Annotated in this window: 24 protein-coding genes; 8 read left to right on the forward strand and 16 right to left on the reverse strand. The window is 64.4% G+C overall.

The window, feature by feature from the left end; genetic code table 11:
- Window positions 1-7 precede the first annotated feature (7 nt).
- The 14 genes from ABIA40_RS14625 to ABIA40_RS14690 form a co-directional block, all read right to left on the reverse strand.
- The gene (locus tag ABIA40_RS14625) at window positions 8-310 is read right to left on the reverse strand and encodes a nucleoside triphosphate pyrophosphohydrolase family protein (RefSeq protein WP_036022497.1); all 303 of its coding nucleotides are present in this window, start codon (window positions 308-310) and stop codon (window positions 8-10) included.
- Window positions 311-338: 28 nt separating this feature from the next.
- A complete protein-coding gene (locus tag ABIA40_RS14630; protein WP_157282243.1) occupies window positions 339-866 on the reverse strand; it encodes a carboxymuconolactone decarboxylase family protein in 528 nt (175 codons plus the stop codon).
- Window positions 867-1,400: 534 nt separating this feature from the next.
- A complete protein-coding gene (locus tag ABIA40_RS14635; protein WP_404541713.1) occupies window positions 1,401-1,760 on the reverse strand; it encodes a Zn-ribbon domain-containing OB-fold protein in 360 nt (119 codons plus the stop codon).
- On the reverse strand, window positions 1,757-2,893 hold the full coding sequence (locus tag ABIA40_RS14640; RefSeq protein WP_404541715.1) for a thiolase family protein: 1,137 nt from the start codon (window positions 2,891-2,893) through the stop codon (window positions 1,757-1,759). Before ABIA40_RS14640 ends, ABIA40_RS14635 begins: the two co-directional genes overlap by 4 nt.
- A gap of 148 nt (window positions 2,894-3,041) precedes the next feature.
- Window positions 3,042-4,241, reverse strand: coding sequence for a CaiB/BaiF CoA transferase family protein (locus ABIA40_RS14645; RefSeq protein WP_404541717.1), 1,200 nt, complete (start codon window positions 4,239-4,241; stop codon window positions 3,042-3,044).
- Window positions 4,242-4,364: 123 nt separating this feature from the next.
- A complete protein-coding gene (locus tag ABIA40_RS14650; RefSeq protein WP_404541720.1) occupies window positions 4,365-4,571 on the reverse strand; it encodes a hypothetical protein in 207 nt (68 codons plus the stop codon).
- Between the two features lie 125 nt (window positions 4,572-4,696).
- On the reverse strand, window positions 4,697-5,866 hold the full coding sequence (locus ABIA40_RS14655) for an acetyl-CoA acetyltransferase (RefSeq protein WP_157282247.1): 1,170 nt from the start codon (window positions 5,864-5,866) through the stop codon (window positions 4,697-4,699).
- Between the two features lie 59 nt (window positions 5,867-5,925).
- On the reverse strand, window positions 5,926-6,576 hold the full coding sequence (eda, locus tag ABIA40_RS14660; protein WP_404541722.1) for a bifunctional 4-hydroxy-2-oxoglutarate aldolase/2-dehydro-3-deoxy-phosphogluconate aldolase: 651 nt from the start codon (window positions 6,574-6,576) through the stop codon (window positions 5,926-5,928).
- Between the two features lie 25 nt (window positions 6,577-6,601).
- A complete protein-coding gene (locus ABIA40_RS14665) occupies window positions 6,602-7,576 on the reverse strand; it encodes a sugar kinase (RefSeq protein ID WP_404546241.1) in 975 nt (324 codons plus the stop codon).
- A gap of 24 nt (window positions 7,577-7,600) precedes the next feature.
- Window positions 7,601-8,587, reverse strand: coding sequence for a D-erythronate dehydrogenase (gene denD, locus ABIA40_RS14670; RefSeq protein ID WP_157282249.1), 987 nt, complete (start codon window positions 8,585-8,587; stop codon window positions 7,601-7,603).
- 75 nt (window positions 8,588-8,662) lie between these two features.
- Complete coding sequence (locus ABIA40_RS14675; protein WP_036034295.1) at window positions 8,663-9,598, reverse strand: carbohydrate ABC transporter permease; 936 nt, start codon at window positions 9,596-9,598, stop codon at window positions 8,663-8,665.
- Window positions 9,591-10,508 carry a carbohydrate ABC transporter permease gene (locus tag ABIA40_RS14680; RefSeq protein WP_404546243.1) on the reverse strand — a complete coding sequence of 306 codons (918 nt, stop codon included), beginning with the start codon at window positions 10,506-10,508 and terminating at the stop codon, window positions 9,591-9,593. The genes ABIA40_RS14675 and ABIA40_RS14680 overlap by 8 nt, the downstream gene beginning before the upstream one ends.
- Window positions 10,509-10,609: 101 nt before the next feature.
- Window positions 10,610-11,929, reverse strand: coding sequence for an ABC transporter substrate-binding protein (locus ABIA40_RS14685; RefSeq protein WP_404541726.1), 1,320 nt, complete (start codon window positions 11,927-11,929; stop codon window positions 10,610-10,612).
- A 51-nt stretch (window positions 11,930-11,980) separates the two neighbouring features.
- Complete coding sequence (locus ABIA40_RS14690; RefSeq protein WP_157282251.1) at window positions 11,981-13,048, reverse strand: ABC transporter ATP-binding protein; 1,068 nt, start codon at window positions 13,046-13,048, stop codon at window positions 11,981-11,983.
- Window positions 13,049-13,249: 201 nt separating this feature from the next.
- Between ABIA40_RS14690 and ABIA40_RS14695 the strand changes: the two genes are divergently transcribed.
- From ABIA40_RS14695 to ABIA40_RS14715, 5 genes are all read left to right on the forward strand, one after another.
- Complete coding sequence (locus ABIA40_RS14695) at window positions 13,250-14,350, forward strand: LacI family DNA-binding transcriptional regulator (RefSeq protein ID WP_157282252.1); 1,101 nt, start codon at window positions 13,250-13,252, stop codon at window positions 14,348-14,350.
- Window positions 14,351-14,466: 116 nt separating this feature from the next.
- On the forward strand, window positions 14,467-16,296 hold the full coding sequence (locus ABIA40_RS14700) for an IlvD/Edd family dehydratase (protein ID WP_036001184.1): 1,830 nt from the start codon (window positions 14,467-14,469) through the stop codon (window positions 16,294-16,296).
- A 158-nt stretch (window positions 16,297-16,454) separates the two neighbouring features.
- Window positions 16,455-17,186: an SDR family oxidoreductase gene (locus ABIA40_RS14705; protein WP_271547159.1), complete on the forward strand. Its 732-nt coding sequence runs from the start codon at window positions 16,455-16,457 to the stop codon at window positions 17,184-17,186.
- Window positions 17,187-17,204: 18 nt separating this feature from the next.
- The gene (locus ABIA40_RS14710) at window positions 17,205-17,951 is read left to right on the forward strand and encodes an SDR family NAD(P)-dependent oxidoreductase (RefSeq protein WP_404541730.1); all 747 of its coding nucleotides are present in this window, start codon (window positions 17,205-17,207) and stop codon (window positions 17,949-17,951) included.
- A gap of 7 nt (window positions 17,952-17,958) precedes the next feature.
- Complete coding sequence (locus ABIA40_RS14715; protein WP_271547161.1) at window positions 17,959-18,351, forward strand: GFA family protein; 393 nt, start codon at window positions 17,959-17,961, stop codon at window positions 18,349-18,351.
- A gap of 8 nt (window positions 18,352-18,359) precedes the next feature.
- Here the strand turns inward: ABIA40_RS14715 and ABIA40_RS14720 are convergent, their stop codons facing one another.
- Window positions 18,360-19,256, reverse strand: coding sequence for a DMT family transporter (locus ABIA40_RS14720; RefSeq protein ID WP_404541732.1), 897 nt, complete (start codon window positions 19,254-19,256; stop codon window positions 18,360-18,362).
- Window positions 19,257-19,343: 87 nt separating this feature from the next.
- On the opposite strand from ABIA40_RS14720, the gene ABIA40_RS14725 reads away from it, so the two are divergent.
- The 3 genes from ABIA40_RS14725 to ABIA40_RS14735 all read left to right on the forward strand — a co-directional run bounded on the left by ABIA40_RS14725 (window position 19,344) and on the right by ABIA40_RS14735 (window position 21,448).
- Complete coding sequence (locus ABIA40_RS14725; RefSeq protein WP_275500100.1) at window positions 19,344-20,204, forward strand: LysR family transcriptional regulator; 861 nt, start codon at window positions 19,344-19,346, stop codon at window positions 20,202-20,204.
- A gap of 77 nt (window positions 20,205-20,281) precedes the next feature.
- Window positions 20,282-20,962: a site-2 protease family protein gene (locus tag ABIA40_RS14730; protein WP_275500102.1), complete on the forward strand. Its 681-nt coding sequence runs from the start codon at window positions 20,282-20,284 to the stop codon at window positions 20,960-20,962.
- A gap of 63 nt (window positions 20,963-21,025) precedes the next feature.
- Complete coding sequence (locus ABIA40_RS14735; protein WP_157282410.1) at window positions 21,026-21,448, forward strand: hypothetical protein; 423 nt, start codon at window positions 21,026-21,028, stop codon at window positions 21,446-21,448.
- Here ABIA40_RS14735 and ABIA40_RS14740 read toward each other — a convergent pair.
- Complete coding sequence (locus ABIA40_RS14740) at window positions 21,436-22,260, reverse strand: energy transducer TonB (RefSeq protein ID WP_275509500.1); 825 nt, start codon at window positions 22,258-22,260, stop codon at window positions 21,436-21,438. The genes ABIA40_RS14735 and ABIA40_RS14740 overlap by 13 nt on opposite strands.
- Window positions 22,261-22,264: the final 4 nt, after the last annotated feature.

The following is a 22,264-nucleotide window of genomic DNA, read 5'->3' on the forward strand; positions in this document are numbered from 1 at the left end:
ACCTGACCTACCGGCTCGCCGCTTCGCTGATACGTCGCCTGATCTTGGCGGCACTGGCGTTGAGCAATGCGGACGGCTGCTGGCCGGTGGCGGCGCACAGGCAGGCCCAGTAGTAGACGACATCGCCAAGCTCTTCGACGAGACCGGCCTTGTCGAGCCAGTCGTCGCGCAGGAGCTTCTTGATGTGCTCGGCGACCTCGCCCGCCTCAGCGGCAAGGCCCAGCCCGAGATAAGACAACCGCTCGTTGGACGGATGCTCGTCGACTTTGGCAATAGTTGCGGCCCAGGCCGCATATTCATCGATTGTCATGAGCATCCCTCGCAAGCCGAGCTGTGGATCAGCCCACCACCTCGGTGACGGGCTGGAGGTCGATCTCGAATGTCTCCAGGAACTTCGACGTCATGATGTAGAAGCCAACCGAGAGCTGGAGCTCGACCAGCGCGGCCGGTGTCAGCTTCGATGCGATCGCCTTGAAGGTCGCATCCGTCGGCTTCGTCAGCTTCACGATCTCATCGGTGAAGGCGAGCGCGGCGCGCTGCAACTCGTTGAAGCAGGATGCGGCCTGCCAATTCTCGAGCGCCTCGTTCTGCTCGTCGGTGACGCCGACATTCTTGCCGATGCGCTTGTGCGCGACGATCTCATAGGGTGCCTCGCACAGGATGCCGGTACGGGTGATCGCAAGCTCGCGCACGATGGGGTCGAGCTCGCCCTTGTGCCTGATTGCGCCCCCGAGGCGGCAATATTGCTCAAAGTAACTCGGCGAATGCGCCATCATCCGGAAGATGTTGGCATGACGGTTCTTGTCGAGGATTTCGCGGGTGCGGTCGGTTGCCTTGGACGGGTCGCTGTACTGAATGCGGGCCATGATTTTCCTGAAGTTTTCCCTGATCTTTTGATGCTTTTTGTCGCCATCGGCGAAGGTTCCCGAAGACTCTATTCGCGCGGGGACGCAGGAGCAACATCATCGAGTCAAATTGCCGCCGCATTGCTGATCGACCCTGACACAGTCGATATTCGCCGCGGGGGGACAAATCGCGGCGGATACTCGCAAGGGGTGTTCCGAGTAAAAACAATTGGCCGTCGTATGCGCTCACCGCGCAACGATGAGTCATGCCCAAGTCTAGGGAGAAAACGGCATGAAGGAAGCCACCAAGGGGGCAGCCTCGGGAGCGCTCGCGCATATGCTGGCGGTGACGGCGATGCTCGTCATCGCCAGCATCTTGTTCTACGGGCGTTAGAGTATTTCGATTGCGCATGATCTTTTCGGAGAACCGCTTCACACTTTTCCGGATCAGGCGCTCAGCGTTTTCGTCATTCCGGGGTGGCTCTCGCACAAGCCAAGCCCAGAATTCCCGTTCCAGGCTCGGTCACATGACCGCCCCCGAATGACGGATCCACACTATTTCAGCCTGACAAAGAACGGCACGAGCTTTCCGGCGAACGGCTTGAAGCTCGCGATGACCGAATCGCCGATGGCGAGGTCATTCTCGCCGTGGGCCATCATGCGAAAACCTTCGGCGCAATCGACCAGCAGGATGTTGTAGGGCACGTGCGCGCGCGTCTCGAGCGTTGCCGCGCGGCAGACCAACGAGGTCGCATACACCCTGCCCTTGCCACTGGCGCGCTGCTCGCGCGGGTTTGATTCGCCACAAGCTGCGCAGAAGGCCCGATGAAAATACTGTACATGCCCGCATACGGTGCAGGTCTGGTAGGCGATGGCCTCTTCACCCTTGGTCCAGTCCGCCAGACGTTCGCTCATCTGACCCGCTCCAGGAACATGCTGACGTGAGACGACAGCACGCCGCCGTCGCCGTGCAGCAGTACAATCGAGGCGTCGCGGACCTGGCGGGTGGCCGCCCGCCCCGTCATCTGCAAATGCGCCTCGACGAGATGCGCCATGGCGCCGCCGACGCCGCAATGGCCGTAGCTGAGCAGGCCGCCATGGGTATTCAGCGGCATCGCGCCGTCACGGCTGAAATGGCCGGCGCGCACCCGCGCGGCCGCCTCGCCGCGGCCGGCAAGACCGAAGTCTTCCAGCAGCATCGCAAGCGTGATCGTAAAGCTGTCGTAGATCGCGGCATAGCGCACGTCGGAAATCGCGAGACCCGTGGCCGCCTTTGCACGTGCGATGGAGATCTCGGCGCCAAGCTCGCTGAGGGCGGGCGCTGCCGTGACATGCTGATGCGTGTGGGCCTGGGCGCAGCCGCGGATACGCACGCCCGCTTCCCCGGTTCGCTCGCGGCTGACGACGAACGCCGCGCCGCCGTCGGAGACCGGGCAGCAATCGAGCAGCTTGAGCGGCATCGCCACTGGCTTGGAGGCCATGACGTCGGCGACATTGATGGGATCGTGGAATTGCGCGCCGGGATGGATGCAGGCGTGGGCACGCATCAGCACCGCGAACTCGGCGAGGTCCTCTTCGGTCACGCCGTATTCGTGCATGTATCGGTTCGCAACGAGGCCGTAATAAGCGGGAATGGTCGGTCCTAACGGCACCTCGTAGTCGGGATGGCCGACCTGCGCCAGCGCCTGGATCGAGGCATCGCGGCTCTGCCCGGTGAGCCGGTTCTCACCGGCGACGACGAGCACTTTGCGGCAGACGCCTGCTTCGACGAGGTGATGCGCGAGCATCGTCATCGCAAGACCCGTGGCCCCGCCGACCTGCACGGCATGCGCGTAAGACGGGCGAATGCCAAAGTGCTCGGCGAAGACGGTGGCGAGCATGATGTGCGGGGAGACGGTGGAATAGCCGCAGAGAATGCCGTCGATGTCGGTGCGCTCGAGGCCGGCATCGTCGAGCGCGGCTTGCGCGGCCTCGCTCATCAGGTCGAGCGAGGAGGAGCCCTCGTGCTTGCCGAACGACGTGAGGCCGACGCCGGTGATGAAGCTCATGGCGGGCTTTCTCCACCGTCATTCCGGGGCGCGCCGTTAGGCGCGAGCCCGGAATCCATACTCCCGATGGTGGTTATGGATTCCGGGCTCGCGACTTCGTCGCGCCCCGGAATGACGGATGAGAGAGTTGTGGTCATCTCCACTCTCCCTACTCCGGCGCCACGCGCGTGACGCCGTCGCGCACCATGGCCGCGATTTCGTCGGCGGAATAGCCGATCTCGCGCAAAATCTCGGCGCCGTGCTCATTGAGCCGCGGCGCCATGCGTACCGGCTCGGCTTCTGTCTCGGACCAGGTCGCCGTCACTTTCATGCTGCGGATCGGACCTTCGGTCGGATGTGTCACCACCGGGAAGAAGCCGGTCGCCTCCAGATGCGGATCGTGCAGGATCGAGGCGAGGTCGTGCATTGGCATGACAGGCACGTCCGCTTCAGTCAGCAGGTCGATCCATTCGGCCGTGGTCCGCGTCTCGAAGATGCGGGCGAGTTCGGCATAGACGACGTCAATATTGGCCGCGCGGCCGGCGAAAGTTGCGAACTTGGGATCGGCGCGAAGGTCATCGCGCCCCGTCGCCTTGAAGAAGTTCTCCCACTGCTTGTCGTTGTAGACGATGACGCTGAGATAGCCGTCCGAGGTCTTGTAGGGCCTGCGGTCGCGCGAGAGATGGCGGGCATAGCCGCCCTTGTCGAGCGGCGGCTCGAACGTGAGCCCGCCCATGTGATCACCCATGACGAAGCCGGCCATGGTCTCGAACATCGGGATGTCCAGACGCTGGCCGCGGCCGGTGCGGTCGCGGTGCACCAGGGTGGCACAGATCGCGCCGACCGCGGTAAGGCCGACAATGCGGTCCACGAGCGCGTTCGGCACGTAACGCGGCACGCCATCGCCGGTCTGCGCCATCAGCGCCGGCAACGCGGTGGCGCCCTGGATCAGATCGTCGTAAGCGGGTTTTGCGGCATAGGGCCCGTCCTGGCCGAAACCGAACACGCCGGCATAGACCAAGCGCGGGTTGATGGCGGAGACGACGTCGTAGCCGAGCTGCAGCCGCGCCATCGCCTGCGGGCGGACGTTGTAGACCAGGACGTCGGCGTCCTTCAAAAGCCGCAGCACGGCTTCGCGGCCCGCCGGTTTCTTCAGGTCGAGGCAGATCGATCGCTTGCTGCGGTTGGTGTTGAGAAACACGGGCCCCATGCCGGCGTGACGCATCGGGCCGATCAGGCGGGTGACGTCGCCGTCCAGCGATTCTACCTTGATAACGTCGGCACCGTAATCGCCGAGCATCTGGGTCGCATAAGGGCCCATCAGCACGGTGGTCATGTCGACGACCTTGATGCCTTTCAGCGGCCCCATCGTTCGCTCCCGATCGCGCGGGGCTCAATTGCCTCGCGATTTCGGTCCAGCTAACGGCAGTGCCGCCGCTCGCGCAAGGGCGAGCGGCGTATGGCAGCATGCGCCGCGGGGCGACGTTGGCCGCTATTTCTTCTGGCGGGATTCGCGGATCTTGAGCAGCCGGTCGAGCTCATCGTTCTGCTGGCTGATCCGGTCGGCGATGCGCGACTCGTTCTGCTCGCCCGAGGCGGCCGCGGCCTGCTCGATGAGCTGGCGGATATTGTCCTCGAGGATCGCGATGCGGCCGTTGAGTGCGTCCATCGACAGTGAGTCTTCGTAGTCATTGCCCATGATGCATTCCCTGCAAATCAATCAGGAGCCGTAGGGTGGGCGAAGCGAAGCGTGCCCACCATGATCTGGCGCAAAGAAAGACGGTGGGCACTGCGCCTTGGCGCCTTTGCCCACCCTACGAGAGCTTACTTGAGCGGCTCGAGCACCGAAACGTAGTTGGCGACGGCCGCCCCGCCCATGTTGAAGATGCCGCCGAGCTTGGCGTTCTTGAGCTGCATGCCCTCGGGCGCCTGGCCTGCGAGCTGCATCGCGGTCATCACATGCATGGAGACGCCGGTAGCACCGATCGGATGGCCTTTGGCCTTCAGGCCGCCGGACGGATTGACCGGCAGCTTGCCGTCCTTCAGCGTCCAGCCTTCTTTGATGGCGCGGGCGCCCTGCCCCTTCGGCGTCAGACCCATCGCTTCGTACTCGATCAGCTCGGCGACGGTGAAGCAGTCATGGGTCTCGACAAAGGAGAGATCGGACAGCGTGACACCGGCCTTCTCCAGCGCCCGCTGCCAGGCGACCGTGCAGCCCTCGAACTGCAGGATGTCGCGCTTACTCATCGGCAGGAAGTCCTGGGCGTGCGCAGTGGCGCGGAAGCCGATCGACTTGGTCATGCCCTTGGCCGTCTCGGCATCGGCCAGCACCAGGGCGGCGGCACCGTCCGAGACCAGCGAGCAGTCGGTGCGCTTCAGGGGACCGGCGACATAGGGGTTCTTCTCGCTCTCGGCGCGGCAGAAGTCGAAGCCGAAGTCCTTGCGCATCTGGGCGAAGGGATTGGCGACGCCGTTCTTGTGGTTCTTGGCCGCGATCAGCGCCAGCGCATCGGACTGGTCGCCGTATTTCTGGAAATAGGAGCTGGCGATCTTGCCGAACACGCCGGCGAAACCGCCGACCGTGTCGCCGTCCTCGGGGAGGTAGGAGGCCTTGAGCAGGTTCTTGCCGATCTCCGGACCGGGGGTGCGCGTCATCTGCTCGACGCCGACGACCAGGACAATCTTGGCCGCCCCTGCGGCAATCGCGCGCAGGCCCTGATGCACGGCAGCAGATCCCGTGGCGCAGGCGTTCTCGACACGGGTCGCCGGCTTGAAGCGCAGCTTGGGATCGGCCTGCAGTACCAGCGACGCCGTGAAATCCTGCGGCGAGAAGCCGGCGTTGAAATGGCCGAGCACGATCTCGTCGACATCACCGGCCGAAATGCCGGCGTCCGCCAGCGCCTCATTGGCGACGCGGGTGACGAGGCTTTCGACGGTTTCGGTGTCGAACTTGCCGAACGGCGTATGCGCCCATCCGACGATGCTGGCGGTCATGGTCGTCTCTCCCTGAGGTCTTGTCCTGAGCTAAGTCTTAGCCCAGGGATGGCAAGACTTCACGCGGCTTTCAGCGCCTTGAGGGTCCGCTCGCAGATGGCAGTTATGCCGGCCCAGTTCCCGGCCCGGATCTCCGCCGTTGGGCACAGCCAGGACCCGCCAACCGCAACGACATTGGGTTCGGCCAGCCAGGTCGCGGCATTGGCCTCGCCCACCCCGCCGGTCGGGCAGAACCGCACGTTCGGGAACGGCCCGCCGAGGGCCTGGAGGCCCTTGATGCCGCCGGCCTGCTCCGCCGGGAAAAACTTTGCGACGTCGAAACCGCAAGACAGCGCCATCATCAGCTCCGAGGCCGTAGCAATGCCCGGCGCGAACGGCAGGGAGCTGTCGGTCGCGGCCTTGAGCAGATCGGGGGTCAGGCCCGGGCTGATGCCGAACGCGACGCCGAGCTTCTCGACCCGGCTGAAATCGGACGGGTTGAGAATGGTGCCGATGCCGACGACCGCTTCGGGGACCTCGGTCATCATCGCGCGCGCCGCCTCGATCGCAACGGGGGTGCGCAAGGTCACCTCCAGCGTGCGGACACCGCCGGCAACCAGCGCGCGCGCCAGCGGCACCGCATCCTGGATGCGCTCGATGGTGAGGACGGGAATGACGGTCGCAGCCTTGAACAGCGCGACGAGGTGGTTCTGTTGGGCAGCCGTGGTCATAGGTCTCGATTCATTTGGTCGCTGTTCACTTGGTGGCCTGGCGGGAGGCCGCCGGCCGGTGCCGCTTCTTCGGCGGCATGGCATAGCCTGGAATGATGGCGCCGGGATAGCAGATCACGAGGCTGGCGAGCCGATGTCCTGATAGGGCCGCCTCGACCGGCTCGGCGCCGGCGAGCCGGGCCGCGATATAGGCGGCGGCGAAGCTATCGCCGGCGGCGGTGGTATCGACCACGGGCTTGGTCATGGGCTCGGCGCGGACCTCGCTGGCGCCGCCGGGGTAGCGCAACAGGCTCACCGGCTCGGGCAGACGGAACACCAGTTCCGGGGTTGGGATGCGCGCCATCAGCTGGTCGTGACTTTCGCCGGGCCAGAGCGCGAGCAGATCCTCGGTCGAGGTCAGCACGATGTCGGCGGCCGCGAACGCCGCAGCAAATACCTCGCGTGCGACGTCGCGGTCCGGCCAGCCGCGCGCGCGAAAATTGGTGTCGAACACGAAGCGGGTGCCGAGCAGGCGCGCGCGCTTGATCGCGCCGAACAGGCGCTCGCGCCCGGCCGCGTCGTAGATCGAGAGCGTGATCGCAGAGAGATAGACGACGTCGTAGCTCATCAGCGAGTTGAGCAGCTCGTCGGTCTCGGACAGGCTCATCAGCTGGCGCGCCGCCGCGCTGTCGCGCCAGTGGAAGAACTGGCGCTCGCCCTCGCCGTCCGTCTGGATCATGTAGAGGCCGGGCAGCTTGCCTGCGAGCCGCACGACACGGCGCGTGCCGACGCCTTCGGCATTCCAGGCCGCGACCATCTCATCGCTCAGGGCATCGTCGCCGAGCGCGGTGAGATAATCGACCTTGACGTCCAGCCGCGCCAGATACACGGCCGTGTTGAGGGTGTCGCCGCCGAAGCCGCGTGAGTACAGGCCACCGCCCTGCCCCTGCCCGGCGGACGCGCCGCCCTGGGCCTGCCGCAGCTCGACCATGCATTCGCCGATGCAAGCAACGCTTGCCATCATCAGGGCCCGCTCAGTCCGAGGTCAGGCGACGAAATTGCCGCCGAGCTCGTCTTCGATGTGAATGCGGATGATATCGTCGAACGTCTTCTCGGCGGTGGTGAAGCCGAGCTCGCGCGACCGTCTGGCGTCGAAATTGCGCGGCCAGCCGCCGACGATGCCGACGATGAAGGGATCGGGCTCGCGCTTGATGCGCGCGGCGACCTTCTCGCCCGCAACCCGCTTCAAGGCGGCGATCTGCTCGCCGACCGTGGCCGACAGGCCAGGCATGGTCAGGTTGCGGCGCGGACCGACGGTGGCGAGATCCATGGTGCCGGCGTGAAGCAGGAAACCGACGGCGGAGCGCGGCGTTGCGTGCCAGTGGCGGACGTCCTCGGAGACCGGGAGGATCGCTTCCTTGCCGGCGAGCGGCTCGCGCAGGATGTTGGAGAAGAAGCCCGAGGCCGCCTTGTTGGGCAGGCCGGGCCGGATGCAGATGGTCGGCAGGCGGATTCCGATGCCGTCGAGGAAGCCGCGACGGGAATAGTCGGCGAGCAGGAGTTCGCCGATCGCCTTCTGCGTGCCGTAGCTGAGCAGCGGGGTATGGAAGAACTCGTCGCCGATCGCATCGGGAAACGGCGCGCCGAACACTGCGATCGAGGACGTGAACACCACGCGCGGCTTGTAGCCGCCGCCCGCAAGGCGGATCGCATCGAGCAGCATCCGCGTGCCATCAAGATTGATGCGATAGCCCTTGTCGAAATCGAGCTCGGCTTCGCCGGACACGATCGCGGCGAGATGGAAGATCACGTCAGGGCGGCCTGCGATCAGCTTCTCGGCCGCGCCCGGGACGGCGAAATCGCCCGACACGGTGTCGACCGGGAAGCCGGCCTTCTCCGGCTTCTTGGGCTCGACCACGTCGTGCATGGTCAATTTCGTGATGTCGCTCTTGCCGAGCCGGCCGTCGCGCAGCAGCCGTTCACAGAGTTTGCGGCCGACCATGCCGGCGGCGCCGAGAACCAGAATGTGCAAGAGCTCAACTCCTTCTTATTGGCCGAAGCGCGCCGCTCTTGAAACGCATTGGCGCGCCCTCGGCAAGCCCCGCGATCATTCCTTCACGGCGCCGGTCATCGCCGACACATAATGCTCCACGAAGAAGGCGTAAAGGATCACGAGCGGCAGCGAGCCGGCCAGCGCGCCCGCCATCAGCGAGCCCCAGCGATAGATATCGCCGTCCACGAACTCGTTGACGATCGCGACTGGCACCGTCTTGTTGCTGGTCGATTGCAGGAACGTCAGGGCGTAGATGAACTCGTTCCAGCACAGCGTGAAGCAGAAGATGAAGGCCGAGATCAGGCCGGGAATGGCCAGCGGCACGACGATCTTGACCAGGATCTGCCAGCGGCTCGCGCCGTCGATCAGCGCGCATTCCTCGAGCTCGAAGGGGATGGTCTTAAAATAGCCCATCAACAGCCAGGTCGAGAACGGGATCAGGATGGTCGGATAGGTCAGGATCAGCGCCAGCGGCGAATCGAACAGGCCGTACTGATACACGACGGTGGCGAGCGGAATGAACAGGATCGACGGCGGCACCAGATAGGCGAGGAAGATCAGGCCGCCGACGAGATTGGCGCCCTTGTAACGCAAGCGCACGATGGCGTAGGCGGCGAACACCGAGGCGATGATCGAGAGCACCGTCGCGCAGATCGCCACATACATCGTGTTCCAGAGCCAGTACGGATAGTAGCTCTCGAACAACAGCTTGTGGAAGTGCTTGAAGGTCGGATTCCAAGTCCAGAACGGATTGTACTTGTCGAGGTCGAGCAGCTGCTCGTCGGGCTTCACCGAGGTCAGCGCCATCCAGTAGAACGGGAACAGCAGGACGACGACGATGATGGCGAGCGGCAGGTAAAGCGTCACCAGCCTGCGCGGCACCGACTGCAGATAGCTCATGCCCTCGCTGTGATCATCCTTCGCGACTGTCGGAGCCGAGCTATGCAGGACGGCCTTGAGATCGATCCGCGAGGTGGGGAGATCAGTCATTGTTTTCTCCCTGTTGCCACTTGCGACGCTGCAGGCCGAACCAGGACACCATGATGGCGGCGAGCAGGAACGGGATCATCGCACTGGAGATCGCGGCGCCCTCGCCGAGCTGGCCGGCGATGATCGCACGCTGATAGGACAGGGTCGCCATCAGATGAGTGGCGTTGACCGGGCCGCCACGCGTCATCGCCCAAATCAGCTGGAAGTCGGTGAAGGTGAACAGCACCGAGAAGGTCATCACGACGGCGATGATCGGCGTCAGCAGCGGATAGGTGATGTAGCGGAAATTCTGCCAGCGCGTAGCGCCGTCGAGCGTCGCCGCTTCATAGAGCGAGGGCGAGACGGTCTGCAGGCCTGCGAGCAGCGTGATCGCCACGAACGGCACGCCGCGCCAGATATTGGCGAAGATCACGCAAATGCGTGCCCAGGTCGTGTCGCCGAGGAAGTTGATGTTCTGGTTGATCAGGCCGAGCTGCTTCAGCGACCAGGAGATGATCGAGAATTGCGAGTCGAAGATCCACCAGAAGGCGAGCGCGGAGAGCACCGTCGGAACGATGAAGGGGATGAGCACCATCGCGCGCAGCATCGCCTTGAACGGCATGTGCTCGTTGAGCAGCAGCGCGAGGTAAAGGCCGATGCCGAATTTGAAGGCGCTGGCGACGAAGGTGTAGAGCAGCGTGTTGAACACCGACAGCCAGAAGATGGAATCGTCCCACAACCATTCGTAGTTCTCGAAGGCGATGAACTGTCCGACCCTGCCGATGCGCGTGTCCGTGAAGGACAGCCAGATGCCCAGCCCAAGCGGATAGGCCAGGAAGAAGATCAGGAACACCATGGCCGGCACCATGAACCAGAAGCCGAGCCAGTTGCGATTGTATTTGAGCTGGGTCCAGGCGCTAGCCTCGGTCATCTGAGGCTTGGCCCGGGGAATTGCGACATCAGCCATGCCCGATATCCCTGATCGAAATGTTGACGGGCGGGCGGCCGAAGAGCCGCCCGCCCCGTGACTGTTCAGCGATAGATGCGCTTCAGCTGGCGCTCGGCTTCCGCCATCGCGCCCTTCACATCCTTGGCGCCGGTGCAGTAATTGGCGAACATGTCGACGACGATGAAGTCGGCGATCGCGGTTGCCGCCTTCTCGCCGACGGTGCCGATGCCCGACGCCGGCAGCGTGCGCTTGGAAGCCTGCGAGAACACGGCGTTCTTGGGATCGGCCGTCCAGATCGGCGCCGATTCATAGGCGTTCAGGGTCTGCGTCAGATAACCCTGCGCGCCGGCCAGCCACTTCTCGTAGTTCTCCTTCTCCAGCATGAAGGCGACGAAGGCCTTCGCCGCATTCGGATATTTGGTGAAGTTGAAGGCGAGGATCGGCAGCGCCAGCTGCAGCTCGGTCGGCTTGCCGACAGGACCGACCGGCCAGAGCGCGTGATAGGTGTCCTCGGTGAGCTCCTTCTTGCTGGGATCGGTCTTGGCGGCGACGTAGATCGAGATGCCGTTCGCCGTGCAATAGAGCTCGCCGGCGAGGTACGCCTTGTTGTTGGAGGAATCATTCCAGGACGCCGTGCCCGGAATGAAGTTGTCGTACAGCGCCTTGCAATATTCCAGCGCCTTCGCCGTCTCCGGCGAATTGATGACGATCTTGTCGTTCTGGTCGACCGTGTAGGCACCGTGGCCCCACAGCACCCAGTGCAGCCAGGAATTGCCGTCGCCCGAGGCGTGACCGAGCGCGAAGCCGGCCGGCGTATTGTTGGCCTTGAGCGCCTTGCACATCTCGAGGAAGCCGGGGAAGTCCTTCGGAAATTCCTTGAAGCCAGCCTTGTCGAGCGCCGACTTGCGGTAGGTCATGTAACCGCCGTTGGTCGCGACGGGAATGCCGAGCCAGTCGTTGCCGAGCTTGCAGGTTTTGGCCGCCGCATCGGTCCAGCCGCCGTATTTGTTGCCGAGATAATCGGCGACATCGTTCATCTTCAGCACTTTGGTCGGGAAAAGCTGCGGCAGGGTGTGCAGACCCCAGGCGAGATCGAGGCCGGAGCCGGTATTGGCCGCAACCGAGGCCTTCGGCTGCACGTCCTCGAAGGACTCGCTGAAGGTGTTCATCTCGGTGCCGGTCGCGGCCTTGAACGCCGTCACCATCGCGTTGAACGCATCGTCCTCGGCCGGCACGAAGCGCTTCCAGCGCATCACCGTCAGCTTGGCGCCCGGCTCGGCCTTCCAGGGCGCGCTCTGCGCCCAGGCCTTGGCGAAGTCGAACAGTGCCGGCCCCGTCAGCATGCCGGTCGCAGCCAAAGCGGTGCCGCCTTGAAGCAGAGACCGGCGGGTAAAGTCTTGCATGTTGTCCTCCCTGTGATGCTTTTTGTTGTCTATGCCTTGTCGTCTAATGCGTTAGGCGTTCATGCGTTTGCCCGTCGCATCGTCGAACAGATGGACCAGCGATGGCTCGGGCTTCAGCCGCACCTTGTCGCCCGGATTGAACTGGTGACGCTCGCGGAAGACCGCGACGACCTGCTCGCCGCCGAGCTTGGCAAACACCTGCGTCTCCGAGCCGGTCGGCTCGACGACGATGATCTCGGCCTCGGCGCCGTCATCGGCGATGGTGAAGTGCTCCGGCCGCACGCCATAGACCGCAGGACGGCCGTCGGAATTGGCCGGCGCGGTCTTGAGCGGCAGCTTGACACCGTTCGGCCCCTCGAAGGTGGCGACGCCATTGACGCGCACATGGCCTTTGAGGAAGTTCATCGCGGGCGAGCCGATGAAGCCGGCGACGAACTGGTTGTCGGGCTTGTCGTAGAGCTCGAGCGGCGTGCCCATCTGCTCGACGATGCCGTCGTGCATGACGACGATCTTGTCGGCCATGGTCATGGCCTCGATCTGGTCGTGGGTGACGTAGACGGTCGTCGTCTTCAGCCGCTGGTGCAGCTCCTTGATCTCAGTGCGCATGGCGACACGCAGCTTGGCGTCCAGGTTGGACAACGGCTCGTCGAACAGGAACACCTGCGGATCGCGCACGATGGCGCGGCCCATGGCGACGCGCTGGCGCTGGCCGCCGGAGAGCTGTCGCGGATAGCGGTCGAGCAGCGGCGAAAGCGCGAGGATCTCGGCGGCGCGCTTGACACGCTTGTTGATCTCGTCCGAGCTCGCATTCCGCAGCTTGAGCGAGAAGCCCATGTTGTCTGCAACCGTCATGTGCGGATAGAGCGCGTAGTTCTGGAAGACCATCGCAATGTCCCGCTCCTTGGGCTGGACATTGTTGACGACGCGGTCGCCGATCGAGATCGTCCCGGAAGTGATGTTCTCGAGGCCGGCGAGCATGCGCAGAAGCGTCGACTTGCCGCAGCCGGAGGGGCCGACCAGGACGACGAACTGGCCGTCTTCGATCGGAATCGTCACGCCGTGCAGGACTTCAAAATTGCCGAACGATTTCCGCACGTCGCGGATTTGCACAGACGACATCTAGCTCCCTCCTCGATAGTCCACGACGCCTCTCGCGCCGCGACCGTCTTGTTTTTCGGACTTTACCGAACCAGGCCCGATATTAGCGGGCAACATTGTCGGTAGTTTGTGCGGTTTTGGCAATTTGTCTTTGGTTAGTCGTTGCTGGTAGCGCTGTCAACGTTCCTTTGTTTGCGGGACTGACTGTGTTAAGAGCAGCAAATGGGTCGAAAACGCACCAAGTCAGGCAAAATCCGGCTGGCCGAAGTGGCCGAGCTCGCCGGCGTCAGCCCGATTACCGCGTCGCGCTTTTTCCGCAATCCGGAGGCCCTGTCGGTCGCCAAGCGGACGCGGGTCGAGAGCGCGGCCAAGGAGCTCGGCTATGTGCCCAACCTTGCCGCGCGCGCCCTCGCCTCGCAACGCACCGAGGTCATCGGTGTCTTGATCCCCTCGCTCACCAACAACGTGTTCTCGGACGTGCTGCGCGGCATCTATGACGCCTCCGAAGGCAGCCGCTACTCGATCCAGTTGTCAAACACGCGCTACAGCATTCTCCAGGAAGAGAAGTTGCTGCGTCTGTTTCTGGCGCAGAAGCCGGCCGGCCTGATCGTCACGGGGATCGACCAGACCGCGGAGTCGCGCGCGATGCTTCAGGCCGCGGACTGTCCGATCGTGCAGATCATGGAGATTGGCCCGGACCCGGTCGACATGATGATCGGCTTTTCGCACTATGATGCGGCCCGCGCGGCGATCGCGCACTTGTTCGAGCAAGGTCACCGCAAGGTCGGCTTCGTCGGCGCGCGGATGGATCCCAGGGTGCAGCGGCGGCTGGACGGATATGTCTCGGCCATGAAGGACGCCGGATCGTTCGACCAGCGCCTGGTGGTCACGACGGCGACGCCGACCTCGGTGACGCTCGGCGGCGCCCTGTTCACCGATCTGCTGGCGAGCGAGCCCGGCATCGACGCGGTGTTCTGCGCCAATGACGATCTCGCGCTCGGCGTGTTGTTCGAATGCCGGCGCCGGGAGATCGCAGTGCCCGGGCAGATCGCGATCGTCGGCTTCAACGATCTCGAATTCATGGCCTCCGCCGTCCCCACCCTCACCAGCGTCCGCACCAACCGCTACGAGATGGGCAAGACGGCCGCCACCATGCTGATCGACGCGATCGAGGGCCGCCGCCCGGAGCAGCCGGTGCTCGATCTCGGCTTCAAGGTGATCGAGCGGCAAAGCTCGTCGGCGCGACGTTCGGACAGCAGGCCAGCCGTATCAGGCGCGGGCGCGGCGAACAAAATGATAGCGTTACCAAGCAGCCACGACTAGTATCGGAATCGTGAGGAAACGACCCGCCAGCGGGAAGGCAGATCATCGCGCGCGCCGTTTGGGCACCGCATATGCCGACACCATGCGTCAGTGCGTTTGCATTGCAGGAGAAACCAATGACAAAGAAACCAACCAATGGGCATGCCGCCGGCAGCAACGGTACCCGCCGCCATCTTCGCTCGCAGGAATGGTTCAACAACCCGCACAATCCGGGCATGACCGCGCTCTATATGGAGCGTTACCTGAATTACGGCCTCACCCGCGCCGAGCTGCAATCCGGCAAGCCGATCATCGGCATCGCCCAGACCGGCAACGATCTGTCCCCCTGCAACCGCCATCATCTCGAGCTCGCGCATCGCGTCCGCGAAGGCATTCGCGAGGCCGGCGGCATCGCGATGGAATTCCCGACCCATCCCATCCAGGAGACCGGCAAGCGCCCGACCGCGGCGCTCGATCGTAACCTCGCTTATCTCGGCCTCGTCGAGATTCTCTACGGCTATCCGCTCGACGGCGTAGTGCTGACCACCGGCTGCGACAAGACCACGCCGGCCTGCATGATGGCGGCGGCGACGGTGAACCTGCCCGCGATCGTGCTGTCGGGCGGCCCGATGCTGAACGGCTGGCACAATGGCGAGCGCACCGGCTCCGGCACCATCGTCTGGAAATCGCGCGAGCGGCTCGCGGCCGGCGAGATCGACTATGAAGAGTTCATGGAGATCGTGGCCTCCTCGGCGCCCTCGGTCGGCCATTGCAACACCATGGGCACCGCCTCGACCATGAACGGCCTCGCCGAAGCGCTCGGCTTCTCGCTGCCGGGCTGCGCGGCGATCCCGGCGCCCTATCGTGAGCGCGGCCAGATCGCCTACGAGACCGGAAAACGTATCGTCGAGATGGTCTGGGAGGATCTGAAGCCTTCCGACATCCTGACCCGCAAGGCGTTCGAGAACTGCATCGTGATCAATTCGGCGATCGGCGGCTCGACCAACGCGCCGATCCACATCAACGCGCTCGCCCGCCATATCGGCGTCGAGCTGTCGATCGAGGACTGGCAGAAGTTCGGCCACGACGTGCCGCTCCTGGTCAACATGCAGCCGGCCGGCTTCTATCTCGGCGAGGAATTTCACCGCGCCGGCGGCGTACCCGCCGTGGTGCGCGAATTGATGAAGCACAAGCGCATCCATGAGGACGCCGTCACGGTCAACGGCCGCGGCATCGGCGAGAACTGCAAGAACGCGCCCGCACCTGACAACGACGTGATCTGGGCTTACGACAAGCCGCTGGTGAAGGACGCCGGCTTCCTGGTGCTGAAGGGCAATCTGTTCGATTCCGCGATCATGAAGACAAGCGTGATCTCGAAGGAATTCCGCGACCGCTATCTCAGCAATCCGAAGGACCTCAATGCCTTCGAGGGCCGCGCCATCGTGTTCGAAGGGCCGGAGGATTATCACGAACGGATCGACGACCCCTCGCTCGACATCGACGAGCGCTGCGTGCTGTTCATCCGCGGCACCGGCCCGATCGGCTACCCAGGTGGCGCCGAGGTCGTGAACATGCAGCCGCCGGCGGCGCTGATCAAACGCGGCATCCTGTCCCTGCCCTGCATCGGCGACGGCCGCCAGTCCGGCACTTCTGGCTCGCCCTCCATCCTCAACGCTTCGCCTGAAGCGGCTGCCAATGGCGGGCTTGCCGTCCTCAAGACCGGCGACAAGGTCCGCATCGACCTCAACAAGGGCAGCGCCAACATCCTGATCTCGGACGAGGAGCTGAAGAAGCGCCACGCCGAGCTCAAGGCCAGCGGCGGCTTCAAGCATCCGCCGAACCAGACGCCGTGGCAGGAGATCTATCGCAACACCGTCGGCCAGCAATCGACCGGCGCCTGCATGGAGCTCGCCACAAGGTACCAGAACGTCGCCGGCACGTTCGGTGTGGCGCGGGACAATCACTGACACGGTCATTCCGGGGCGCGACGCAGTCGCGAGCCCGGAATCCATTCATCCACCGACGCTGTGGCCCGATGAATTCTCAGGTGCGCAATTGCGCACCGTAGTTCGCGCCAAGAGGCGCGCCCCGGAATGACGAAGAAAAATTCGCAAGGAGAAACAACATGGCAGACCGCCTCAAGGGAAAGCGCGCCGTCGTCACGGCTGCGGCGGCAGGCATTGGGCGCGCTTGCGCGATCGCATTCGCGCGTGAAGGCGCAACCGTCATCGCCACCGACATCAACGAAGCCGGCATCGCGAGCCTGACGAAGGAAGGCATCGCCGAGGTCGCAAAGCTCGACGTCCGCAACACGGCCGAGGTCAACGCCTTCGCCAAGCGCGTCGGCAGGATCGACATCCTGCTCAACGCCGCCGGCTTCGTGCACCACGGCACCATCCTGGAGTGCTCGGAAGAGGATTTCGATTTCTCGTTCGACCTCAACGTCAAGTCGATGCACCGGACCATCAAGGCGTTCCTGCCCGACATGATCGCCGGCGGCGGCGGCAGCATCGTCAACATCTCGTCCTGCGCGGCCTTGAGGCCGCCGGCGAACCGCTACGTCTACAGCTCGTCGAAGGCGGCGGTGTCGCTGCTGTCGCGAGCCGTCGCACTCGACTTCATCACCAAGGGCATCCGCTGCAACTCGATCTGCCCCGGCACGGTCGAGACGCCCTCGATGCTTGACCGCGCCGCCGCGCAAGGCCCGCAGGGCAAGGAGATGTTCATCTCCCGCCAGAAGATGGGCCGGCTCGGCACCGCCGAGGAGATCGCGGCGATGGCGGTCTATCTGGGCAGCGACGAGAGCGCCTTCACCACCGGCGTCGATCTCGTCGTCGACGGCGGCTACATGCTCTGACGCAAGAAGGCCTCCGGCATGAACAAGATCGATCTCAATGGCCGCGTCGCGATCGTCACCGGCGGCGCGCAGGGCTTTGGCCGCGCCATCACCGAGCGCTTCGTCGCCTCCGGCGCCAAGGTCGCGATCTGGGACTTTGACGCCGCGCTGGCCGAGAAGACGGCAAAGGAGATCGGCGGCGAAACGAAAGTCTTCAAGGTCGACGTCACCGACACGGCGGCCGTGGAGCAGGCCCGCGATGCGACGCTGGCCGCCTTCGGCAAGATCGATATCCTCGTCAACAATGCCGGCATCGCCGGCGTCAACAAGCCGGTCTGGGAGACCGAGCTCGAGGAATGGCGCAAGGTGCTGCGCATCAACCTCGACGGCCCCTTCATCGTCTCAAAGGCGATCGTGCCCGAAATGCTCAAGCAGAAATACGGGCGCATCGTGAACATCGCCTCGATCGCCGGCAAGGAAGGCAACCCGAACGCCGCGCACTATTCGGCCTCCAAGGCCGGCCTGATCGCGCTGACGAAGTCGCTCGGCAAGGAGCTCGCCGCCCATGACATCCTCGTCAACGCGGTGACGCCGGCCGCCGCCAAGACCGCGATCTTCGACCAGATGACGCAGCAGCATATCGACTTCATGCTCTCGAAAATCCCGAAGGCACGCTTCGTGCTGGTGGAAGAGCTCGCCGCGATGGTGGCCTGGCTTGCATCCGAGGATTGCGCCTTCTCGACCGGTGCGGTGTTCGACATCTCGGGCGGACGCGCGACCTATTGAGGACATCATGATCCGCGAAGGTGGTTGCCTGTGCGGCGCGGTGCGGTTCAAGGCGGAGGGCGAGCCGCTCAACGTCCGCATCTGCCATTGCCGCATCTGCCAGAAGGCGATGGGATCGCCCTACTTCGCACGCGCGCAGTTCGACCAGCGCGCGCTCAGCGTCGAGGGCGAGACCGCCCGCTACGCATCGTCCGAGAACATCGACCGCGTGTTCTGCAAGCAGTGCGGCACGCGCCTGTTCGCCTGGCGGCGCAACGGCACGCTGGCAGGCGTGGCGCTCGCCACGTTCGACGATCGCAATGCCTTCGCCCCGACCGAGCACATATGGGTGAGCGAGAAGCTCGCCTGGGTGAAGCTCAACGACGGTCTGGTGCAATATCAGACGACCATCCCAGCGTGAGGTCGCGATCAGCCTGAGGCGCCAGCCGCTTCGATGCGCCGTTCCGTCGTTGCGATCCAGATCCCGGCAAACACCGCAACGATGCCGGCCGCCAGATTCCAGCGCAGCGGCTCGTTCAGCAGCCAGGCGCCGACCAGCGATGCCGTGATCGGGTTGACCGTCACCGAGATTGCGACGCGCGTCGGCGTCGTCCGCTCCAGCGCGAAGGCCCAGAGATAGAAGGTCAGCGCCGCGCCGAAGGCACCCAGATAGAAGGCTCCCAGCCATTGCGGCATGCCGAAGCCGGCGACGGGAGCAAAGCTGTCGCGGACATACGAAAGCAGGATGAGGCAGGATGCACCCGCCGCCATGCTCATGGTCGTAAAGGCGATCGGGCTGGAGCGATGGATCAGCGGCTTCGACCAGATGCCGTAGAGCGCCATGCACAGCGCAGCCGCCATCATCAGCAGATCGCCACGCCAGGCGCCTGACGGCGCCGAGGCGAGGTCGGAGAGCAGCGCGACCGCAACGCCAAACGTCGCAGTCACGACGCCGATGGATTTGCGCGAGGTCAAGGCTTCGGCGCCGAGCGCGGCCCCGATCACGAGCGACAGCAGCGGCAGCGTCGATAGCGCGAGCGCGCCGCGCGCCGCCGTCGTGAAGATCAGCGAGGCGTTGAACAGGATCGGGAACAGCGCGAAGAAGAGAATGCCAAGTCCGACGGCGGCGGCCCAATCCCCCCGCTCCGGCCAGCGATCGCCGCGCAGCAGCGCCAGAGGCAGAAGCAGGACAAAACCGATGCCGAACCGGAACGAGCCGATCGCGAGCGGATCGAGGCTGTCGACGAGATAGCGCGTCGCGCCGACGGAGGTCCCGCCGAGCCCGCTCGACAAAACGGCAGCAAGAACGCCAAGGATCTCGCCCACGAATCCTCCCATCGACTTTGCGGGCAGCATAGGAGGCGCGCCAAAACGGGGAATGGAATTTGCGTCATAGCAGGATAAGCTTTCGTCATGACCTCGCCTGATCTCGACCTCGACCTTCTGAAGGCCTTCCTCGCCGTTGCCGAGCATCGGTCGTTCACGCGCGCGGCCGCGATGTTGAACCGCACCCAATCGGCGGTGAGCGTCCAGATCAGGCGTCTCGAAGAACGGCTGGATCTCAGGCTGTTTCACCGCACGAGGTCGGGCGTGGCACTGAGCGCGGCCGGCCGGGAGCTGCTTGCCTATGCCAAGCGGCTTCTCGAGCTCAATGCAGAAGCGGTCGATGCGCTCCGCAAGCGCGAGGCCATAATCCGCCTCGGGGTGATGGACGATTACGGCACCATCGTCGTTCCATCGTTGCTGGCGCAATTCGCCAAGATCCATCCGGAGATCCGGGTCGAGATCGAGACCGGGCTGACCGCCACGATGCCGGCCCGGCTCGGCGAGGCCTATGATCTCGTCATCGCCATGCATCCGGAAGGACACGGCGAGGGCGAGCTGCTGCGGCGCGAGCAGGCGGTTTGGGCCGCAGCCGCGTCATACTCGGCTGGGGCGCCGCATGACACGCTGTCCGTCGCGCTCTATCCGCCGGGCTGCCTGTTCCGGCAATGGGCCACTGAGGCGCTTGATGCCGCCGCCCGCCCCTGGCGGCTCGCCTTCGTCAGCCGGACCCTTGCGGCGGTCGAAGCGATTGCGGCACAGGGCCTGGCCATCACGGTCGTGAAGGCCGGCACCCTGCCGCCGCGCCTCCGAGTCCTCTCGGAACGCGACGGCCTGCCGCCGCTGCCGGCCGCGGACATCCGCCTCCACCGCGCGAGCAATCTGTCGCGGCCGGCCGCATTGCTGGCAAATCATCTGCAACGGGCAATTTCGGAATCGAACGCCATATAACGATGGATCGCAGAGGTGTGTGGCCCTATACGGCCAGCTTTGCAAATCGCGCGGGCCGAAACGAAACGGATGAGCTGGTGAACATTTCCTTCTATGACCTGTCGGTGTGGGTGCTTCCCCTCGTGCTCGCCATCACCTTCCATGAGGCCGCGCATGCCTTCGTCGCGGACCGGCTCGGGGACAACACGGCCGCGCAGCTCGGCCGCGTCAGCTTCAATCCTATCAGGCATATCGACCCGTTCGGCACCGTCATCCTGCCGGCGATGCTGCTGTTCGCGCATTCGCCGTTCCTGTTCGGCTACGCCAAGCCGGTGCCGGTAAACTTCCGCAAGCTGAACAATCCCAGGCTCGACATGGTCTGGGTAGCGCTGGCCGGACCCGCGACCAACATCCTGCTGGCGCTCGCCACCGCCCTCGCCTTCCATGCCCTGCCGCTGGTGCCCGCGAGCGCGGCGAAATGGGTTGCCGACAACCTCAAGAATGCCCTCATCATCAACGCCATCCTGGCCGTCTTCAACATGATGCCGATCCCGCCGCTGGACGGCGGCCGCGTCGCGGTTGGGCTGCTGCCGCGGGCCCTCGCCTTTCCGCTGGCCCGGCTCGAGCCGTTCGGTATGTTGATCCTGATCGGGCTCTTGATCCTGCTGCCGCTGGCGGGCTCGCAGTTAGGTCTAAATCTTGATGTTATTTCAGCAATACTGCGGACGTTGACCGGTTATGTGATTCAGGCTGTTCTCTTCCTAACCGGCAATGCGTAGTTGAACCGGAACACCCGAACACGAGCCGAAAGGCCAGAGGCCGACTTGGTCAAAGCTGCCGATATGCTGATCGCGCGACGCGCCGACACCCGCGCCCGCGCCGATTTCGCCACCTGGAAGATGATGGCTAAGCTCAACGGGGCGTCCGCGCTGCCTCCGGAGGCCCAAGAGTTCCTGAGCAGCTACAGGAACCTGTTGGCGCAGATGAGCGAGGGCGAAGCCACCGAGGCCACCATCGGTGCGATCTACAAGGCCTATTACGTCGAGATGGGTGGCGCTGGAACACCGCCCGATGTCCGTCCCCGCCAGGCCGAGCCGGCAGCGGATAATGTTACCGCTTTCCGGCGTCCGGCGCCGAAGCCGAAGAACGCTGGCTTCTTCGCGACAGGCGCGGCCAGCGGAGCCCAGAAACGCCCCCTCCCGGTCGCGCTGATCTTCGCCTGCTTGGTGGTGGTCTATGTCGGGATCCGGCTCTACTGGCGCTGAGCCGACTTCTTGTTGGCGGTCTTCTTCGATTTCTCAGGCGCGAAGTTGATCTCGAGGGTGCGCTCGAAACGCTCCTCGGTCAGTTGAACCGGAGGCGGCTCGAAAGGATCCGCCTTGCGAACCATCGAGATCGCAGCTGCATCGTAGGCGGCGTCGCCGGACGAGGCGATCACGTCGACCGAGACCACATTTCCCTTTCGGTTGAGCGCGAAACTCACCGTGACCTTCTGATTGGCGTTCTCTCTGCCTTCCGGATTGATCTGGTGCTGCTTGATACGCGCACTGATTTTCTTGTTCCAGTCCACCGTGATCTTCAGGATGTCCTTGCCGAGCCCAACCACCGGCGCCAGGGCCTTTTCGGCCTCGCGCGTTGCGTCCTCGAACGTTTGCCGGGCCATATCAACCTGCTTTGGGGCAGCCTCCATGGCGGGCGTTTCAACGGCAGCCGCCTTTGGATCGTCGTCCTGCTCCTTCTTCGCAACCTTTTCGCTGACAATGCGATCGGGATCCTCGGCCTCTTGCGGTCGATCTTGAGGAAGTTCTGTCTCCTTCAGTTCGGCCTTCTGCTCCGGAAGCTCCGGGCGCTCCTCTTGTGCCGCGGAGTCGTTTGGTCCGGTCGGCAAATCGGATTCCTGAGCCTCCGGCGAAGCCATCTCGACCGCGAACTCGGCTCCGGCCGCGCCGAGACCATCGCCGTCGTCGTCGCCGTGCAAATGCGCCAGCGCGAGCGCAGCACCGCCGAGATGCAGGGCGAGCGCGGCGGCCGCCGCCAGGATCCAGAGCTTCCGGGATGGTCTCGGTTCGTCCGCCATCGTT

Origin of the sequence: Bradyrhizobium sp. USDA 223 (assembly GCF_044909005.1) — a bacterium.
Lineage (GTDB): Bacteria > Pseudomonadota > Alphaproteobacteria > Rhizobiales > Xanthobacteraceae > Bradyrhizobium > Bradyrhizobium yuanmingense.

Bases quoted from the DNA above. Each gene is read 5' to 3' on its own strand.
- ABIA40_RS14655 (WP_157282247.1), bottom strand. From the start codon at position 5,866: ATGACCGCCAGCATCGTCGGATGGGCGCATACGCCGTTCGGCAAGTTC.
- ABIA40_RS14630 (WP_157282243.1), bottom strand. From the start codon at position 866: ATGGCCCGCATTCAGTACAGCGACCCGTCCAAGGCAACCGACCGCACC.
- ABIA40_RS14675 (WP_036034295.1), bottom strand. From the start codon at position 9,598: ATGACTGATCTCCCCACCTCGCGGATCGATCTCAAGGCCGTCCTGCAT.
- ABIA40_RS14650 (WP_404541720.1), bottom strand. From the start codon at position 4,571: ATGGGCAATGACTACGAAGACTCACTGTCGATGGACGCACTCAACGGC.
- ABIA40_RS14710 (WP_404541730.1), top strand. From the start codon at position 17,205: ATGAACAAGATCGATCTCAATGGCCGCGTCGCGATCGTCACCGGCGGC.
- ABIA40_RS14715 (WP_271547161.1), top strand. From the start codon at position 17,959: ATGATCCGCGAAGGTGGTTGCCTGTGCGGCGCGGTGCGGTTCAAGGCG.
- ABIA40_RS14640 (WP_404541715.1), bottom strand. From the start codon at position 2,893: ATGAGCTTCATCACCGGCGTCGGCCTCACGTCGTTCGGCAAGCACGAG.
- ABIA40_RS14680 (WP_404546243.1), bottom strand. From the start codon at position 10,508: ATGACCGAGGCTAGCGCCTGGACCCAGCTCAAATACAATCGCAACTGG.
- ABIA40_RS14625 (WP_036022497.1), bottom strand. From the start codon at position 310: ATGACAATCGATGAATATGCGGCCTGGGCCGCAACTATTGCCAAAGTC.
- ABIA40_RS14735 (WP_157282410.1), top strand. From the start codon at position 21,026: ATGCTGATCGCGCGACGCGCCGACACCCGCGCCCGCGCCGATTTCGCC.
- ABIA40_RS14690 (WP_157282251.1), bottom strand. From the start codon at position 13,048: ATGTCGTCTGTGCAAATCCGCGACGTGCGGAAATCGTTCGGCAATTTT.
- ABIA40_RS14725 (WP_275500100.1), top strand. From the start codon at position 19,344: ATGACCTCGCCTGATCTCGACCTCGACCTTCTGAAGGCCTTCCTCGCC.
- ABIA40_RS14700 (WP_036001184.1), top strand. From the start codon at position 14,467: ATGACAAAGAAACCAACCAATGGGCATGCCGCCGGCAGCAACGGTACC.
- ABIA40_RS14645 (WP_404541717.1), bottom strand. From the start codon at position 4,241: ATGGGGCCGCTGAAAGGCATCAAGGTCGTCGACATGACCACCGTGCTG.
- ABIA40_RS14695 (WP_157282252.1), top strand. From the start codon at position 13,250: ATGGGTCGAAAACGCACCAAGTCAGGCAAAATCCGGCTGGCCGAAGTG.
- ABIA40_RS14635 (WP_404541713.1), bottom strand. From the start codon at position 1,760: ATGAGCGAACGTCTGGCGGACTGGACCAAGGGTGAAGAGGCCATCGCC.
- ABIA40_RS14685 (WP_404541726.1), bottom strand. From the start codon at position 11,929: ATGCAAGACTTTACCCGCCGGTCTCTGCTTCAAGGCGGCACCGCTTTG.
- ABIA40_RS14740 (WP_275509500.1), bottom strand. From the start codon at position 22,260: ATGGCGGACGAACCGAGACCATCCCGGAAGCTCTGGATCCTGGCGGCG.
- eda (WP_404541722.1), bottom strand. From the start codon at position 6,576: ATGACCACGGCTGCCCAACAGAACCACCTCGTCGCGCTGTTCAAGGCT.
- ABIA40_RS14665 (WP_404546241.1), bottom strand. From the start codon at position 7,576: ATGGCAAGCGTTGCTTGCATCGGCGAATGCATGGTCGAGCTGCGGCAG.
- ABIA40_RS14705 (WP_271547159.1), top strand. From the start codon at position 16,455: ATGGCAGACCGCCTCAAGGGAAAGCGCGCCGTCGTCACGGCTGCGGCG.